The sequence below is a fragment of the Paramuribaculum intestinale genome, assembly GCF_030759015.1.
Lineage (GTDB): Bacteria > Bacteroidota > Bacteroidia > Bacteroidales > Muribaculaceae > Paramuribaculum > Paramuribaculum intestinale.
The window spans coordinates 2,812,762-2,828,944 of sequence record NZ_CP098825.1; the positions used below are offsets into that span (position 1 = coordinate 2,812,762).

General features: G+C 56.0%; 14 protein-coding genes. 10 read left to right on the forward strand and 4 right to left on the reverse strand.

Going from position 1 to position 16,183, the window contains the following annotated elements:
- Positions 1-143: 143 nt before the first annotated feature.
- Genes NF347_RS12600 through NF347_RS12610 form a run of 3 tightly spaced genes read right to left on the reverse strand, consistent with a single transcriptional unit; the run spans position 144 to position 3,620 of the window.
- A complete protein-coding gene (locus NF347_RS12600; RefSeq protein ID WP_107681341.1) occupies positions 144-632 on the reverse strand; it encodes a hypothetical protein in 489 nt (162 codons plus the stop codon).
- Complete coding sequence (locus tag NF347_RS12605; RefSeq protein ID WP_107036235.1) at positions 619-1,737, reverse strand: lysylphosphatidylglycerol synthase transmembrane domain-containing protein; 1,119 nt, start codon at positions 1,735-1,737, stop codon at positions 619-621. The genes NF347_RS12600 and NF347_RS12605 overlap by 14 nt, the downstream gene beginning before the upstream one ends.
- Entirely contained in the window at positions 1,734-3,620 is a 1,887-nt protein-coding gene (locus NF347_RS12610) for an amidophosphoribosyltransferase (RefSeq protein ID WP_107036234.1), read from the reverse strand. The genes NF347_RS12605 and NF347_RS12610 overlap by 4 nt, the downstream gene beginning before the upstream one ends.
- A gap of 143 nt (positions 3,621-3,763) precedes the next feature.
- Between NF347_RS12610 and galK the strand changes: the two genes are divergently transcribed.
- The 6 genes from galK (at position 3,764) to NF347_RS12640 (ending at position 11,055) form a co-directional block, all read left to right on the forward strand.
- Entirely contained in the window at positions 3,764-4,909 is a 1,146-nt protein-coding gene (gene galK / locus NF347_RS12615) for a galactokinase (RefSeq protein WP_107036233.1), read from the forward strand.
- 320 nt (positions 4,910-5,229) lie between these two features.
- On the forward strand, positions 5,230-5,700 hold the full coding sequence (greA, locus tag NF347_RS12620; protein WP_107036232.1) for a transcription elongation factor GreA: 471 nt from the start codon (positions 5,230-5,232) through the stop codon (positions 5,698-5,700).
- A gap of 18 nt (positions 5,701-5,718) precedes the next feature.
- Entirely contained in the window at positions 5,719-6,123 is a 405-nt protein-coding gene (locus NF347_RS12625) for an HIT family protein (protein ID WP_107036231.1), read from the forward strand.
- A 132-nt stretch (positions 6,124-6,255) separates the two neighbouring features.
- On the forward strand, positions 6,256-7,695 hold the full coding sequence (locus NF347_RS12630; protein ID WP_107036230.1) for an MFS transporter: 1,440 nt from the start codon (positions 6,256-6,258) through the stop codon (positions 7,693-7,695).
- Positions 7,696-7,837: 142 nt separating this feature from the next.
- Entirely contained in the window at positions 7,838-8,857 is a 1,020-nt protein-coding gene (locus tag NF347_RS12635; RefSeq protein WP_107036258.1) for an aspartate-semialdehyde dehydrogenase, read from the forward strand.
- Between the two features lie 8 nt (positions 8,858-8,865).
- Complete coding sequence (locus NF347_RS12640) at positions 8,866-11,055, forward strand: cation:proton antiporter (RefSeq protein ID WP_107036229.1); 2,190 nt, start codon at positions 8,866-8,868, stop codon at positions 11,053-11,055.
- Positions 11,056-11,072: 17 nt separating this feature from the next.
- On the opposite strand, the gene NF347_RS12645 is transcribed toward NF347_RS12640, so the two are convergent.
- Positions 11,073-12,242 carry a putative sugar nucleotidyl transferase gene (locus NF347_RS12645; protein WP_107036228.1) on the reverse strand — a complete coding sequence of 390 codons (1,170 nt, stop codon included), beginning with the start codon at positions 12,240-12,242 and terminating at the stop codon, positions 11,073-11,075.
- A 322-nt stretch (positions 12,243-12,564) separates the two neighbouring features.
- Between NF347_RS12645 and rpsL the strand changes: the two genes are divergently transcribed.
- The 4 genes from rpsL (at position 12,565) to rpsJ (ending at position 16,127) form a co-directional block, all read left to right on the forward strand.
- Positions 12,565-12,948, forward strand: a complete 384-nt coding sequence (rpsL, locus tag NF347_RS12650; RefSeq protein ID WP_107681340.1) for a 30S ribosomal protein S12 — start codon at positions 12,565-12,567, stop codon at positions 12,946-12,948.
- A gap of 190 nt (positions 12,949-13,138) precedes the next feature.
- The gene (rpsG, locus tag NF347_RS12655) at positions 13,139-13,615 is read left to right on the forward strand and encodes a 30S ribosomal protein S7 (RefSeq protein WP_107036226.1); all 477 of its coding nucleotides are present in this window, start codon (positions 13,139-13,141) and stop codon (positions 13,613-13,615) included.
- A gap of 55 nt (positions 13,616-13,670) precedes the next feature.
- Positions 13,671-15,797: an elongation factor G gene (fusA, locus tag NF347_RS12660; RefSeq protein ID WP_107036225.1), complete on the forward strand. Its 2,127-nt coding sequence runs from the start codon at positions 13,671-13,673 to the stop codon at positions 15,795-15,797.
- A 24-nt stretch (positions 15,798-15,821) separates the two neighbouring features.
- Entirely contained in the window at positions 15,822-16,127 is a 306-nt protein-coding gene (rpsJ, locus tag NF347_RS12665; RefSeq protein ID WP_016562588.1) for a 30S ribosomal protein S10, read from the forward strand.
- Positions 16,128-16,183 lie beyond the last annotated feature (56 nt).

The window sequence follows — 16,183 nt, forward strand, 5'->3', positions numbered from 1 at the left end:
GCCGATGCCGGCGGTGTGGCTACATGGATAACAGCATTCGGCCAAACAACCGAATGAAAATCGGCCAAACAACCGAACGAAAACCGGCCAAACAACCGAATGGGTAGAAAAATATATATTACGTGACCGGAGAAGGGTGCGGGTCAGCGGGTGGCGGTGGCCACGCGGAGCGATTCGCCGCGCCAGGGCAGGGTGCCGTAGTATTTCTCGTAGATGAGTGTGACGGGTCGGCCGTCGGCCTCTGCATCGGCGATGACGCGGGCCAGAGCTTCGGACTCGACGGAAAATGTCATGACGGAGTCGGTGTCGGCCTGACGTATCGAGCCTTCATAGGTCTTGAATATAAGTCCGCGCTTTTCGAGCGATGTTATCCGGCCGGTGATCTGCGCCTCGACTGCGTAGGGACTGCAGTAGCGGAGATATACGGTCATGCCGAGCGCCACTCCGGCGATCAGTGCGATCCATGTTATGACGCAGCGTGTGCGGTGTTTTCTATGATGCCGTCGGTCGGGAGAGAGTGGTGTGGCAGTGTCGCCGGTCCGGAAATCGATAGTATCGGAGGTCGTCGGGTCGGCAGTCGGCTCTTCGTCGTCGAAGAGGTCGTCGGGTCGGTCAGTTTCAGTCGGATACATTGTCGGTGGATTTGGCGGGCACGTGGCATTGGTCGTCCCCGGTCGGTTTGTTATGATGCCGGTCGATGGATATCAGCACGAATGTGAGGATGCCGAGCAGTATCAGCAGCAGTGTCTGGCATCCCATGACGGTGTTGCCGAACGACAGGGCGTATTCGCGGGTCAGTCCGGGCACTCCGGAGGCATACATGCTCAGGCCGAACATCAGTGCCCACTGGTAGGGGCCGATGCCTCCGTTGGATGGGACGGCCATGGAGAGGCTTGAGAGCACGAAGCATACGAGCACGGCTGTAGGACCGAACTCGCCGGCCACATCTGCCGTCAGCGGGAATGCGTAGAAGCAGACGTAGAGTTGTGTGAAGTAGCAGCCCCATATAAGAGCGGTGTAGAGAAGCCACAGGACTTTGCCTTCCATGCGGCCCACTACCGCGAATCCTTGCCAGATGCCCGACAGCAGGCTGCGCAGGGCGGTGACTATGCGGCTGTGGGGGAAGCGGCGCCAGAGCGCTATGCACAGCAGTGCGACGGCTGTGACGGTGATCCAAAGCGCGGGCGAGGCTATGACGGCCATGAGCCGAGTGTAGGTGTCGGGATTCTGCTGGAGGTAGCTGACAATCTGTGGCTGGGCCACGACGAAAGCGAGCAGCGTGAGCAGAAACACGGTTATCGTGTCGCTCAGGCGGTCGCAGATCATCGATCCGAATACGGTGGAGAACGGCGCGCGCTGTCGGGAGGCTATGTAGCCTGTGCGCCATAGTTCGCCGAGGCGAGGGAGCACAAGATTGACCGCGTAGGTGCCGAAAATCGACAGGATGATGATGCCGAGCGGTGTGCGTATGCCGAGGGCGTTGAGCTGAATGCGCCAGCGCATGGCTCTGAACACGTGGGAGAAGATGCTGATGACGAGGGCAAGGGCTATGTAGCCGAAGCGACATTCGGTGCGGATGATCCGAGCCATTTCGTGCATATCCACGCCGGTGAACAGCAGGTAGCAGAGACCGATGGTGATCACCGGCGGCACGCCGTAGCGCAGAAGCCGGCTCCAGATTGTGGCGGAGCGTCGTGGCCGCATGGATGGTGCGTTGCTGTCGGCGGTGTGTTTCATCGGCGGTCGGTGTTGCCTTCGTAGAAATTGATGTATGCGCGATTGACGGCGCGGAAACCTCCGGGGGTGGGGTAGTCGCCGCTGAAATACCAGTCGCCGGGATGGTCGGGGATGGCTTTGTGCAGACCTTCGATGTCCTGATAGATGATCTCTACCTCAGCGTCGACATCGGCGGGGGTGAGCATCTCTGCGATTTTAGCAGCTATCTCCCGGTCGGTGAATGGCGCGTAGATGGCCTTCACGCAGTTGGCCTGCTCGGCGTCGGGGTGGCTCTCCATCTCGATGCACCGGCGGTAGGTGTCGTCGAGCAGCGAGTCCATTCCGCGCTGACGTATCAGCTCCACCGCGGCGCGGAATGCACAGAATTCGGCCATGCGCGACATGTCGATGCCGTAGCAGTCGGGGTATCTTACCTGTGGCGACGAGCTGACGACAACGATCTTGCGGGGGCGCAGGCGGTCGAGTATTCGGAGGATGCTCTGCCGCAGGGTGGTGCCGCGCACAATGGAGTCGTCGATCACTACGAGCGAGTCGATTCCATCGGTGACGCATCCGTAGGTGACGTCGTAGACGTGGGCCGCGAGTTCGTCGCGGGCTGCTCCTTCGGCTATGAACGTGCGCAGTTTTATATCCTTGATGGCTATTTTCTCGATCCTCACCTTGCGGCTCATGATGCGGCCGATGGTTTCGGATGTCAGTGTGCCCTGACGCTGCGCTTCGAGTATGGACTGCGATTTCAGACAGTCGAGATGAGCGTTTAGCCCCTCCATCATGCCGTAGAACGCCACTTCTGCGGTGTTGGGTATGAAGGAGAAAACCGTGTGGTCGATGTCGTGGCCGACGGCGTCGAGTATGCGGTCGACGAGGTTGCGTCCGAGCGCTTTGCGCTCCTGATAGATGTCGGCATCGGATCCGCGTGAGAAGTAGATGCGTTCGAACGAGCAGCGGGCGTTGGGTGCCTGCGGGAGTATGCGGTGGAGTGTCAGACGTCCGGATTTGGTGACAATCAGCGACTGTCCCGGCTCAAGCTCTCTGACATCGGCGCGGCGCACGTTCATCACCGTCTGTATGACGGGGCGTTCGGAGGCCACGACCACAATCTCGTCGTCGGCGTAGTAGAATGCCGGGCGTATTCCGGCCGCGTCGCGCATGGCGAACATGTCGCCCGACCCGGTGGCGCCGCAGATGACAAATCCGCCGTCCCATGTGGGGGATGCTGCCCGGAGCACTTCGGGTATGTCGATGTTGTCCTCTATGTGGTGTGTCAGCTCGATGCCCTGCAGCCGCTGGCGTGCTGCGCGGTAGACTTCGTGGTTGGCATGGTCGAGCGCGTGGCCGAGCTGTTCGAGCAGCACGATGGTGTCGGAATATATGCGCGGATGCTGTCCGGTCGACACTACGTCGGAGAATATGCGGTCGACGTTGGTCATGTTGAAGTTGCCGCACAGCAGCAGGTTGCGTGAGCGCCAGTTGTTGCGTCTCAGGAATGGATGGACGTATGATATTCCGCTTTTGCCGGTGGTGGAGTAGCGCAGGTGGCCCATGTAGATCTCTCCGACGAACGGAACTTCGCGCTCCACCTGCTGCGGAGGCAGACTTTCGACTCCCGATGCGTCGAGAGCCGGGCGTATGGTGTCGAATATCTGCTGTATGGCTCCGGATCCGAGCGCACGTTCGCGGAACACATATTCGTGACCCGGCTCGGCGTGGAGCTTTACCACCCCTATTCCGGCTCCCTCCTGTCCGCGGTTGTGTTGTTTCTCCATCATCAGATAGAGCTTCGAGAGCGCATAGCAGTAGGTGCCGTAGCGCTGCCGGTAGTATTCAAGCGGTTTGAGCAGACGAATCATCGCCACTCCGCATTCGTGTTTCAGCGGTTCCATCTATGTCGTATGGTCTGATTAAGGCGCAAAATTAGTGAGAAACGGCCTAAAATTGATTCGGAGCGACAAAAAAATTTCATCCATCGGATAAAATTGCATACATTTGCAACCATAATAATCTTACCATACACAAATCAATCATCATGAAATCAAAGATCAATAAGGCTTTTGTGGAGCATTTCGGCGGAGAGGGCACTCTCTTTGTGGCTCCGGGACGTTTCAATCTCATCGGCGAGCACACCGATTACAACGGTGGATTCGTATTCCCGGGCGCCATTGACAAGGCTATCATGGCCGAGATACGCCCCAACGGCACAGACCGCGTGAAGTTGTATTCGATCGACCTTGACGCGTCGGCTGAATTCGGTCTGAACGAGGAGGACGCTCCCAAGGAGCAGTGGGCGCGCTACGTGTTCGGCGTGTGCCGCGAGATCATCAAGCGCGGCGGCAAGGTGGAGGGCTTCGACGCCGTGTTCTCCGGCAATGTGCCTCTGGGTGCCGGCCTGTCGTCGTCGGCTGCTCTGGAGAGCTGCTTTGCATTTGCGCTCAACGATCTGTTCAACGACAATAAGTTCGACCGCATGGAGCTGGCCCGTATCGGTCAGAGCACGGAGCACAACTATTGCGGCGTGAACTGCGGCATCATGGACCAGTTCGCAAGCTGCCACGGCAAGAAGGACAATCTGATGCGCCTCGACTGCCGCTCTGGTGAGTTCGAGTATTTCCCCTTCAAGCTCGACGGCTACAAGCTTGTGCTTGTCGACTCGCGGGTGAAGCATGAGCTCGTCGACTCTCCCTACAACAAGCGTCGCGAGAGCTGCGAGCGTGTGGCTCGTCATCTGGGCGTGGAAACCCTCCGCGACGCCGATATGGCGATGCTTGAGGCTGTCAAGGGTGAGCTTTCGCACGAGGACTACATGCGCGCCAAATATGTGATCGAGGAGAAGCAGCGTGTGCTCGACGTGTGCGACGCTCTGCTCAAAGGCGATTACGACACAGTGGGCCGCTGCATGTATGCCACTCACGACGGTCTGTCGAAGGACTATGAGGTGAGCTGCGAGGAGCTCGACTTCCTCAACGATGTGGCCCGCGAATGCGGCGTGACCGGTTCGCGCATCATGGGCGGCGGCTTCGGCGGCTGTACGGTCAATCTGGTGAAGGACGATCTTTACGACAACTTCATAGCCACTGTAAAGGCCCGTTTCAATGAGAAGTATGGCCACGAGCCTCAGATCTATCCCGTGATAGTGAGCGACGGCGCCCGCCGTTGCTGCAGCTGCGAGGGTTGAGCAAGCCATAGACGGAAACAGACTGCAGTGCCGTGTCAGAAGGTCAGCTTTTGACGCGGCGCTGTGTTTATCTGCGATATGATGATATGAGTGCGGTGGAAGTATAGGCGGCGGCCATGAGTGACGGTGAATCGACGGGCACGATGGCGAATCGGCGAATTTGGCGGTTGGGAAAATAATTCGTAACTTTGCGGAGTATTGAAATTCAAGACAGCGAGTATGGGTCTCGCCTGCATGACAAGCAGGCCGGGATTCTTTTCTTTTTCTGTCGTCTGAATGTTTCCCCCTTATAAACAAACCACGAAAAAAATCAAGAAATTATGGCAATAACTTACATGACCAAGGAAGGTTACAAGAAGAAGATGGAGGAGATAGCCCATCTTGAATCGGTGGAGCGTCCGCGCATCTCACATGCTATCGCGGAGGCCCGCGACAAGGGTGACCTTTCGGAAAATTCTGAATATGACGCCGCCAAGGAGGCTCAGGGTTTGCTCGAAATGAAGATAGCGCAGCTGAAGGATCTGGTGGCAAACGCACGTATAATCGACGAAAGCTCACTCAATAACGAGGAGGTGCAGATACTCAATCGTGTGAAGATCAAGAATGTGGCCAACGGGATGGTGATGGAATACACCATCGTGGCCGACAGCGAGGCCAATGTAAAGGAAAAGAAAATAGGCTCTTCGACACCGATAGCCCAGGGGCTGCTCGGCCACAAGCTCGGAGAGCAGGTGGAGATCAAGGTGCCCGCCGGTCTGATGAAGTTTGAGATTGTAGAAATAAGTTTCTGACCAATCATACGACACGATATGGCAACGATATTCACAAAAATAGTCAACGGCGAGATTCCTTGCTACAAGGTGGCCGAGGATGACCGGCATATAGCTTTTCTTGACATCAATCCGGTGACTCCCGGCCATACGCTGGTGGTGCCCAAGCATGAGGTCAGCTATCTGTTTGACCTCAGCGACGATGAGTATGTGGCGCTGGAGCTTTTTGCGAAGAAGGTGGCCAAGGGTCTCCGCGAGGCCATGCCGTGCAAGCGTATCGGTGTGACGGTCATCGGTCTGGAGGTGCCTCATGCCCATATCCATCTGTTGCCCATCACTACCGAGGCCGACATGGATTTCCATCACAAGAGCCAGCTTCCCGGCGAGGAAATGGAGTCGATATGCGCCCGTATCAGAGAGGCTGTGGCCAAGGAACTGGACTGAATTACTTGCGGCGGACGATCACCTTGTGCGGATTGTCCGCCGCTGTTATCGCCTCCGATTAAGGCGCGTCGTGTAGATCGGCCGCCTGAAAACAATGCTAATATCATTATCACGCTATCTTGAATCATTATCATGGCACGACTTTCTGAAAAAATCGGTTATGGTTTCGGCGATATGGCATCGTCGATGTTCTGGAAGATATTCAGTTTCTTCCTTCCTTTCTTCTACAGCAACATATTCGGCCTGAGTCTGATCGACGCGGGCATGCTGATGCTTGTCACCCGTGTGTGGGACGCCGTAAGCGATCCGATGATGGGTGTGATATGCGACCGCACGCACACCCGCTGGGGCAAATACCGTCCGTATCTTCTCTGGGTCGCGCTGCCGTTCGCGCTGTGTGGCGTGATGCTGTTCATGACTCCCGACACCGGCTATGGTTTCAAGCTCTTCTGGGCATATTTCACTTATATACTGATGATGACCTGCTATACGGCCATCAACGTGCCCTACGGCGCGATGCTCGATGTGGTGACGACAAGCTCGCAGGAGAAGACCGTATTTTCCTCATATCGCATGTTTTTCTCCTATGCCGGCAGTTTTATGGCCCTTCTGGCGTGGGAGCCGCTCTGCGGGCTTTTCAACGGCACCGGTGCCGGCACGCCTCTCGAGTCGTGCAGTCCCAGGGCCTGGACTCTGGCCATGACGGTGATCGGAGGGGCATGCTGCCTGTTGTTTCTGCTCTGTTTCGCCATGACGCGCGAGGTTGTCGATTCGCGGTCGAAGGCGTCGGTGGGCAAGGATTTCCGCACTCTGATGACCAACCGTCCGTGGTGGATCATGAACGGTGTGGCGATCTTCAATAATTTCTACAACATCATACGCGGCTCGGCTGTGGCCTATCTGTTTGCCAATATCATCGGTGGGTCGCACGATGTTAAGATACTGACATTCGCTCTGACTGCTGGTGTGTTTCTCTGCATCGGCGAGCTGGTGAATATGGTCAGTGTGCCTCTGGCTGTGCCTCTGTCGATGAAGTGGGGAAAGAAGTCGACATTCATGTCGGCGCTGCTTGTGATCATAGTCACGAGTGTGGCGTTCTGGTTCTGTCCGGCCACTACGGGCGGTATATGGGCTATGGTCGGGCTTCAGGTGGCGTTTGCGGTGGCTCTCGGCGTCGTGTCGCCGCTGGTATGGAGCATGTATGCCGACGTGGCCAACTATTCGGAGCTTGTCAACGGTTCAGCCTCTACGGGTCTGATATTCTCTTCGGCCTCGATGGCTCAGAAGTTCGGCAGTGCTTTCGGCGGCGCGGCCGTTATGTGGCTTCTCAGCGGTTTCGGATATGACACGGCTCCGGGTGCGGTGCAGCCTCAGCTGGCTCTTGACGGCATCATGGCCATGATGAGCTTTATCCCTGCGGGTCTGGCCTGTGTGGCTTTTGTGTTGCTTTGGCGTTATCCGCTGACGAGTGCCCGCATGGAGCATATCATGTCGGAGCTTAAGGCGCTCAGGATGGCTCCGGCCGACGGTCCCCGCAAGGACAATATGGAGGACTTCGCCGATCTGCCATGATCGCAGGCTTGGGATTACCGGTGACTTTCAAATGTCACTTGCAGCTGTTTTTTGCGAGTTGGTTATGCAATATTTCGTAACTTTGCAGAGCCGTTCAAAGGGCGGACAAAACCAGAAGTATCAACAGAAATCATACAATTATATGAGAGTCGCAATCGTGGGCGCTTCGGGCGCCGTCGGACAAGAGTTTCTCCGTGTGCTCGAGGAGCAGAATTTTCCTATCGACGAGCTGCTGCTGTTCGGTTCGAGCCGCAGCGCAGGCCGGACATATATCTTCCGTGGCAAGGAAGTGAAAGTGAAAGAGTTGTGTCATAACGACGACTTCAAGGGGGTCGACATCGCTTTCACTTCGGCCGGTGCCGGAACTTCAAAGGAGTTTGCCGAAACGATCACCAAGCATGGTGCTCTGATGATAGACAACTCAAGCGCCTTCCGTATGGACGACGATGTGCCCCTGGTGGTGCCGGAGGTCAACGGTCAGGATGCGTTCGACACTCCGCGCGGCATAATCGCCAACCCCAACTGCACTACGATACAGATGGTGGTGGCGCTGAAGCCTATCAACGATCTGTCGAAGATCACCCGGGTGCATGTGGCTACCTATCAGGCGGCGAGCGGCGCCGGGGCTGCGGCCATGGACGAGCTTGTGGATCAGTATGCGCGGCTATCGCGCGGCGAGGCTCCGGAGGTGAACAAGTTTGCCTATCAGCTTGCCTACAATGTGATACCTCATATCGACGTGTTTACCGACAACGGCTACACCAAGGAGGAGATGAAGATGTTCAACGAAACCCGCAAGATCATGCACGAGCCGGCGCTGTCGGTGAGCGCTATGTGTGTGCGTGTGCCGGTGATGCGTGCTCATTCTGAGGCCGTATGGGTCGAAACCGAGCGCAGTATCAGCGTCGACGAGGCCCGCGAGGCGTTTGCCGCAGCCGAGGGTGTGGTGGTAGTGGATGATCCGGCCAACAAGAAGTATCCGATGCCGCTCGACGTCGCCGGATGCGATCCGGTGTATGTGGGCCGTATCCGTGAGGATATCGCCAATGAGCGTGGTCTTTCGTTCTGGATCGTGGGCGACCAGATAAAGAAGGGCGCTGCTCTCAACGCCGTTCAGATAGCCCAGTATCTGCTGGCTCACGGCAAGAAATTCGGAGCCTGAACGGAGTTATGGCGCTCGTTCCGGCCATACATTCCTCGACTCCTTTGCTGACATCGCCGGTGCCTATATTTCTGGCGGTGCTGCTTATAATTCTTGTCACTCCGATTGTGCTCAACAAGCTGCGGATTCCGCAGGTGATTGGTCTGATCGTGGCGGGCGTCACTGTCGGGCCTTACGGGTTCAACCTGCTGGCCCGCGACATGAGTTTCGAAGTGTTCGGTCAGGTGGGGTTGTTCTACCTGATGTTTCTGGCCGGCATAGAAATAGATATGTACCACCTGAAGAAGAACCTCCGGAAGGGGTTGGTCTTCGGGTTGTACACTTTTATAATACCCCTTGCTTTAGGTGCTGTGGCGGCCGGTCTGCTGCTCGGGCTTGACGCTCTGACTGCGGTGCTTATGGCCTCGATGTTTTCGGCGCATACGCTGATAGCCTATCCGATAGTCTCGCGCCTGGGGCTGACCCGCTCTGCGCCTGTGGTCATAGCGATAGCCGGCACAATATTTACGGTGCTTGGCTCGCTGATTGTGCTTGCCGGTGTGGTCGGCACGTTCCATGACGGCGAGTTTCGCGTCGGGGGCACTCTGAAGCTTCTCGGCCTGCTGGCGGGCTACTGTCTGGTGCTGGTGTATGCCTATCCGCGGATTACGCGGTGGTTTTTCAAGCATTGGAACGACAGCATCCTGCAGTATGTCTATGTGCTGGCGATGATGTTCACGGCCGCGCAGCTTGCCATCTGGGCAGGTATCGAGGGGGTGTTCGGCGCATTTTTCGCAGGTCTGGTGCTGAACCGTTATATTCCCGCCCGTTCTCCGCTTATGTCGCGGATTGAGTTTGTCGGCAACGCGATATTCATCCCGTACTTCCTGATCGGGGTGGGTATGCTGATCAATGTCGGGGTGGTGACGCGCGGCTGGTCGACGCTGTACGCGGCGGGTGTGATGTCGGGTGTGGCTATGTGTACCAAGTGGCTTGCGGCGTTCGTCACGCAGCGAACGTTCGGCATGAACAGTGTGGAACGGTCGACGATGTATCAGCTCAGCAACGCGCATACGGCCGTGGCGCTCGCGGTGGTGATGATAGGCTACGGTATGAGGCTGTTTGACGAGGTGATACTCAATGGCACGGTGATAATGATCCTTGTGACCTGTACGGTGTCGTCGATAGGCACTTCGAGGGCGGCAAGCCGTCTGAAGGTGATGGCTCTCGAGGAAGAGGGTGCCGGCGATGGTGTCGCCGAGCAGAGCCGTCACCGCGAGAATGTGCTGATACCGGTGGCCAATCCTGCTACGGCGCGCGAGCTTGTGGATCTGGCGCTGCTTATGCGTGACAAGGCGCGTTCGAACGGCAGGGTGTATGCCTTGCACGTGCGCAATGACAATTCGGCTGCGTCGCGGTCGCTCGGGAGGGTGTCGCTCGATACGGCCGAAAAGGCTGCGGCGAGTGTGGACACCTCGGTGGAGGCTATTGACCGGTATGACATGAATTTTGTGACGGGAGTGGTCAACACCATAGAGGAGCGCGATATAGACAGGGTGATAATCGGGCTGCACCGGCGCAATACGATTATTGACTCTTTTTTCGGCGACAAACTTCCAAATCTGTTGAGGGCAACCAACAAGATGCTCGTCATATCGCGTTGCTTCATACCTGTCAACACTATCGCGAGGATAGTTGTGGCTGTGCCTGCCAATGCCCAGTATGAGACCGGGTTTCAGGCATGGGTGACATCGCTGTGCAATCTGGCTTCGCAGCTCGGATGCCGGCTGATATTCTGCTGCAGCGACGCGACGCGGCGTTTCATCGAGGCGGTGATAAAGCGCGGGCAGTATGAGCTGCGTTCGGAATACCGCAGGGTGGAGGACTGGGATGATTTCCTGATGTTGTCGAACAAGGTGCTTGACGATGATCTGTTCGTGGTGGTGAATGCCCGCCGGGCATCGGTGTCGCATGCCGGGTATCTCGATTCGCTTCCTGAATTCCTGCAGAAATATTTTGCAAGCAACAATATGATCGTGATCTATCCCGAACAGTTCGGCGAGCGGATGGATGAGATGACGATGACCGATACGCTTACCACTGACATAGCTACAGTCAGCTCTCCGTTGTGGCTCCGTGTCAATTCGGCGTATAGCAGGCTTGTGAAGCTAAAGAAAAGGGTGACCCAGCGCGGTCGTCGTCCGAAGATAGATCTCTGAGGTGACGGCAGTGCGCGTCAGCGATATGTGTCGGTGAGATCGTAAAGATGGCGGTAGATGTCGGCGTCGACCTGAGTGAGGCTGACATCGCGGCGCGCCATGACGCGGCGCGCGGTGTCGATGAATTTGTCGAACGGCACTTCGGTCATCGCGGCGGTGGATCCTTCTGTAAATGACGGGACGAAGTTGCGCGGATATCCTGATCCGTGGAAGTTGACCCCGACCCCGAACACTGTGGCGGTGTTGATCATTGTGTTGGCTCCGGTCTTGGAGTGGTCGCCCATTATGAGGCCGCAGAACTGGAGGCCCGTGCGCTGGAAGCGGCGCGTGGGGTAATTCCAGAGTTTGATTTCCGTATAGTCGTTTTTGAGATTCGATGCTACGCATCCGGCTGCGATGTTGCACCATTCGCCTATTACGGCATTGCCGAGGAAGCCATCGTGGGCTTTGTTGGAGTAGCCGATTATCACTATGTTGGCCACCTCGCCTCCTACTTTGGAGTGCGGTCCGATCGTGGTGGCTCCGTAGATGCGTGAGCCCATTTTTATCTGTGCTCCTTCGCAAAGGGCAAGACCTCCGCGTATGCAGGTGCCTTCCATCACTTCCGATCCGGCCGCAAGATATACGGGGCCGTGGTTGAGATTTACGATAGCTCCCTCCATGGTGGCTCCCGGTTCGATGAAGAGCCGTGACGGATCGCCTATGATGGTGTTGGATGGTGATGGCGCGACGGATTCACGTCCGGCCGTAAGGAGTGTGAAGTCGTATTCGAGCGCTGCGGCGTTGAGCTGAAAAATGTCGTAGGAGCGTGTGAGTCGCAGCGGTATCTCATCGAGCTGTATCAGTTCGTACGGTTGCTGATCGAGTGGGCATCGCCGTGCTATTTCTTCGTCATGGAACATCAGCGCCTGTCCTTTGCGGAGGTGTTCGACCCCTTTGACCACTCCGGGCGTGGGGAAGAAATGGGCTGAGACGATGAAGCTGTCGTCGTCGGGCGATGATATGGATGGATACTTGACCGACAGATAGTCGGCTGTCATGTAGGAGTAGACGGCCGGAAGGCTCAGCTCCCATTTCTGCCGCAGCGTGAGTATGCCGAGCCTGAGGTCGGCCACGGAGCGGGTGAATGTCAGCGGTAGAAGATTGTCGCGCACTTCGGGCACGTCGCGGAGTATGATGTTGAGCATGAGATCGATTGTTGTAAGTGGTTCGATATGTCTGCGAAGTTACGAAAAAAATCCCGTGGGTCAGCGGTTGTGAAATAAACTTAAATCGAAAAAGTGGCATTCCGGATAATAAATCGTCAGAAAATGTGCGAATTGTTTGCGTATTAGAAAATTAGTAAGTAATTTTGCATCGCTTAAATGGACGAAGTGTGCGATTTCGGCTGTAACTGCTTGTTATGCAGTGTGTCGTGGTCGGTTGCGCGGAGTGTGTTTGATGCGTATTTCGCAAAGCAAAAAGATAGAAAACAGTAATAAACGAAAAGTTAAAAAGTAAAAGACTAAGATGCCTACTATTCAGCAATTAGTAAGAAAAGGGCGTGTAGCCCTCCAGGACAAGAGCAAATCTCCGGCCCTGGACTCCTGTCCGCAGCGTCGCGGTGTCTGCGTGCGCGTTTATACCACAACCCCCAAAAAGCCTAACTCGGCCATGCGTAAGGTGGCCCGTGTGAGACTGACCAACGGCAAGGAGGTGAACAGCTACATTCCCGGCGAAGGACACAACCTGCAGGAGCACTCGATCGTGCTGGTTCGCGGCGGCCGTGTGAAGGATCTTCCCGGTGTGCGCTACCATATCGTCCGCGGTACGCTCGATACAAGCGGTGTGAAGGATCGCACTCAGCGTCGCAGCAAATACGGCGCAAAGCGTCCGAAGGCCGCGAAGAAATAAATTGCGCAGGAAGAAGCCTGTTTCTTACAGAATTCCCCGGCGTGCGGGGAATGAAAACAAAGTTTTTAACTTCGTTTTTGATTTACTGGAAGGCTAATTCAAGGTTGAGTAAACGGGCGCCGGAGGGCGCTGTCGGTTGAAGAAGAAAGATGCAGCAACCAAGCAAACAAAAACATCACTTAAACAAAAAATGAGAAAAGCAAAGCCAAAGAAGCGGATTGTATTGCCCGATCCGGTGTTTAACGACGTTCGCGTGTCGAAATTTGTGAATCATCTGATGTATGACGGCAAGAAGAACACCGCTTACACTATATTCTACAGCGCTCTCGAGACTGTGAAGACCAAGCTCCCCAACGAGGAGAAGACCGCTCTCGAAATCTGGAAGAAAGCTCTGGAGAATATCACTCCTCAGGTGGAGGTGAAGAGCCGCCGCGTGGGTGGCGCCACATTCCAGGTGCCCACCGAGATCCGTCCCGATCGCAAGGAGTCGATTTCCATGAAGAACCTTATCTTATACGCCCGCAAGCGCGGCGGCAAGACGATGGCCGACAAGCTGGCCGCCGAGATCGTCGACGCCTACAATGAGCAGGGTGGCGCATTCAAGCGCAAGGAGGATATGCACAAGATGGCCGAGGCCAACCGTGCTTTCGCTCACTTCCGCTTCTGATATGATGCGTGCGTGACCAATACTACAACTGAAACGACACAACACCAAATAATCAATGGGAAAATCTGACGAACAACTGAAGTACACCCGTAATATCGGCATTATGGCTCATATCGACGCCGGCAAGACGACGACGTCCGAGCGCATACTTTTCTATACGGGTCTGACTCACAAAATAGGTGAGGTGCACGACGGCGGCGCCACCATGGACTGGATGGAGCAGGAGCAGGAGCGTGGCATCACCATCACATCGGCTGCAACCACAGCATTCTGGAAGTATGCCGACGAAAAGTACAAGATCAATCTTATCGACACTCCGGGACACGTTGACTTCACTGTGGAGGTGGAGCGTTCGCTGCGTGTGCTCGACGGAGCTGTGGCCACATTCTGTGCTGTGGGCGGTGTAGAGCCTCAGTCGGAAACCGTATGGCGCCAGGCTGACAAGTATAATGTTCCCCGTATCGGCTATGTTAACAAGATGGACCGTTCGGGCGCAAACTTCTTCGAAGTGTGCCGCCAGCTCAAGGAGGTGCTCGGAGCCAATCCCTGCCCGATCCAGATACCTATCGGCGCCGAGGAGACATTCAAGGGCGTTGTGGATCTGATCCGCATGAAGGCTATCTTCTGGCACGACGAGACCATGGGTGCCGAGTATTCTGTGGAGGATATCCCTGCCAATCTGATGGACGAGGCTCAGGAGTATCGCGACAAGATGCTTGAGAAGATCGCCGAGTTTGACGACGCTCTGATGGAGAAATATTTCGACGATCCCTCGACTATCGGCGAGGATGAGATCCGTCGCGCTCTCCGCAAGGGTACTCTCTCGATGGAGATCGTGCCGATGATCTGCGGATCGTCGTTCAAGAACAAGGGTGTTCAGCCTCTGCTCGACTGTGTGTGCGCATACCTGCCTTCGCCTCTCGACGCCGGTGCTGTAGAGGGTCACAATCCCTCGAGCCCCGATGAGGTTGAGACCCGTGAGCCGTCGAGCGAAGCTCCGATGTGTGCTCTTGCGTTCAAGATCGCGACCGACCCGTATGTGGGTCGTCTGACATTCTTCCGCGTGTACAGCGGCGACGTTGTTGCCGGAAGCTACGTGCTCAACGCCCGTTCGGGTAAGAAAGAGCGCGTGAGCCGTCTGTTCCAGATGCACTCCAACAAGCAGAACGCTAAGGAGATGATTGGCTGCGGCGACATAGGCGCAGGTGTGGGCTTCAAGGATATCCGCACCGGCGACACTCTCTGCGATGAGAACCATCCGATTGTCCTCGAGGCTATGGACTTCCCCGATCCCGTGATCGGTATCGCTGTGGAGCCGAAGACTCAGAAGGACCTCGACAAGCTGGGCGTGGGTCTGCAGAAGCTTGCTGAGGAGGATCCGACCTTCCGTGTACAGACCAACGAGGAGACCGGTCAGACCGTGATCAGCGGTATGGGTGAGCTTCACCTCGACATCATCATCGACCGTCTGCGCCGCGAGTTCAAGGTTGAGTGCAACCAGGGTCGCCCGCAGGTTACCTACAAGGAGGCTATCACCAAGCCTGTTGAGCTTCGCGAGGTGTTCAAGAAGCAGACAGGTGGCCGTGGTAAGTTTGCCGACATCATTGTTCGCGTGGAGCCTGTCGACGAGGGCTTCGAGGGCAACCTCCAGTTTGTCGACGAGGTGAAGGGCGGTAACATTCCCAAGGAGTTCATCCCGAGCATTCAGAAGGGCTTTGCTGCAGCGATGAAGAATGGCGTTCTCGCCGGTTATCCCGTGGAATATCTGAAAGTGACTGTGATCGACGGATCGTTCCACCCCGTAGACTCCGACCAGCTCTCGTTTGAGCTTTGCGCCATCCAGGCCTTCAAGAAGGCTTCGGAGAAGGCCGGTCCGGTTCTGCTTGAGCCGATCATGAAGATCGAGGTCGTGACTCCGGAGGAGAACATGGGTGACGTGATCTCCGACCTTAACAAGCGTCGCGGTCAGGTAGAGGGTATGGAAACCAGCCGCAGCGGCGCCCGTGTCGTGAAGGCCAAGGCTCCTCTTGCCGAGATGTTCGGCTATGTGACCGCTCTGCGTACGATCACATCCGGCCGTGCAACATCGACCATGTCGTTCTCCCACTACAGCGAGGTAAGCAGCTCGATCGCCAAGAATGTGCTGACCGAGTGCCAGGGCCGTGTGGATTTGCTCAAATAAAAATCATTCATTCCAAACAACAATATGAGCCAGAAAATCAGAATCAAACTGAAATCTTACGATCACAATCTGGTCGACAAGTCGGCTGAGAAGATTGTGAAGACCGTAAAGGCTACCGGCGCTGTGATCAGCGGTCCGATACCCCTGCCTACCCACAAGCGGATCTTCACTGTCAACCGCTCGACTTTTGTCAACAAGAAGAGCCGCGAGCAGTTCCAGCTCTCTTCGTTCAAGCGCCTCATCGACATCTACAATTCGACTGCCAAGACTGTCGATGCGCTGATGAAGCTTGAACTTCCGAGCGGTGTAGAGGTCGAGATCAAGGTGTGATAGCCTTGCGAAAGATTCAGAACATTCAACGAAAAGCAACTATTAAAAACAAAGAG

Excerpts from the sequence above, each read along its gene's own strand:
- NF347_RS12600 (WP_107681341.1), bottom strand. The coding sequence starts at position 632 with ATGTATCCGACTGAAACTGACCGACCCGACGACCTCTTCGACGACGAA.
- NF347_RS12605 (WP_107036235.1), bottom strand. The coding sequence starts at position 1,737 with ATGAAACACACCGCCGACAGCAACGCACCATCCATGCGGCCACGACGC.
- NF347_RS12610 (WP_107036234.1), bottom strand. The coding sequence starts at position 3,620 with ATGGAACCGCTGAAACACGAATGCGGAGTGGCGATGATTCGTCTGCTC.
- galK (WP_107036233.1), top strand. The coding sequence starts at position 3,764 with ATGAAATCAAAGATCAATAAGGCTTTTGTGGAGCATTTCGGCGGAGAG.
- greA (WP_107036232.1), top strand. The coding sequence starts at position 5,230 with ATGGCAATAACTTACATGACCAAGGAAGGTTACAAGAAGAAGATGGAG.
- NF347_RS12625 (WP_107036231.1), top strand. The coding sequence starts at position 5,719 with ATGGCAACGATATTCACAAAAATAGTCAACGGCGAGATTCCTTGCTAC.
- NF347_RS12630 (WP_107036230.1), top strand. The coding sequence starts at position 6,256 with ATGGCACGACTTTCTGAAAAAATCGGTTATGGTTTCGGCGATATGGCA.
- NF347_RS12635 (WP_107036258.1), top strand. The coding sequence starts at position 7,838 with ATGAGAGTCGCAATCGTGGGCGCTTCGGGCGCCGTCGGACAAGAGTTT.
- NF347_RS12640 (WP_107036229.1), top strand. The coding sequence starts at position 8,866 with ATGGCGCTCGTTCCGGCCATACATTCCTCGACTCCTTTGCTGACATCG.
- NF347_RS12645 (WP_107036228.1), bottom strand. The coding sequence starts at position 12,242 with ATGCTCAACATCATACTCCGCGACGTGCCCGAAGTGCGCGACAATCTT.
- rpsL (WP_107681340.1), top strand. The coding sequence starts at position 12,565 with ATGCCTACTATTCAGCAATTAGTAAGAAAAGGGCGTGTAGCCCTCCAG.
- rpsG (WP_107036226.1), top strand. The coding sequence starts at position 13,139 with ATGAGAAAAGCAAAGCCAAAGAAGCGGATTGTATTGCCCGATCCGGTG.
- fusA (WP_107036225.1), top strand. The coding sequence starts at position 13,671 with ATGGGAAAATCTGACGAACAACTGAAGTACACCCGTAATATCGGCATT.
- rpsJ (WP_016562588.1), top strand. The coding sequence starts at position 15,822 with ATGAGCCAGAAAATCAGAATCAAACTGAAATCTTACGATCACAATCTG.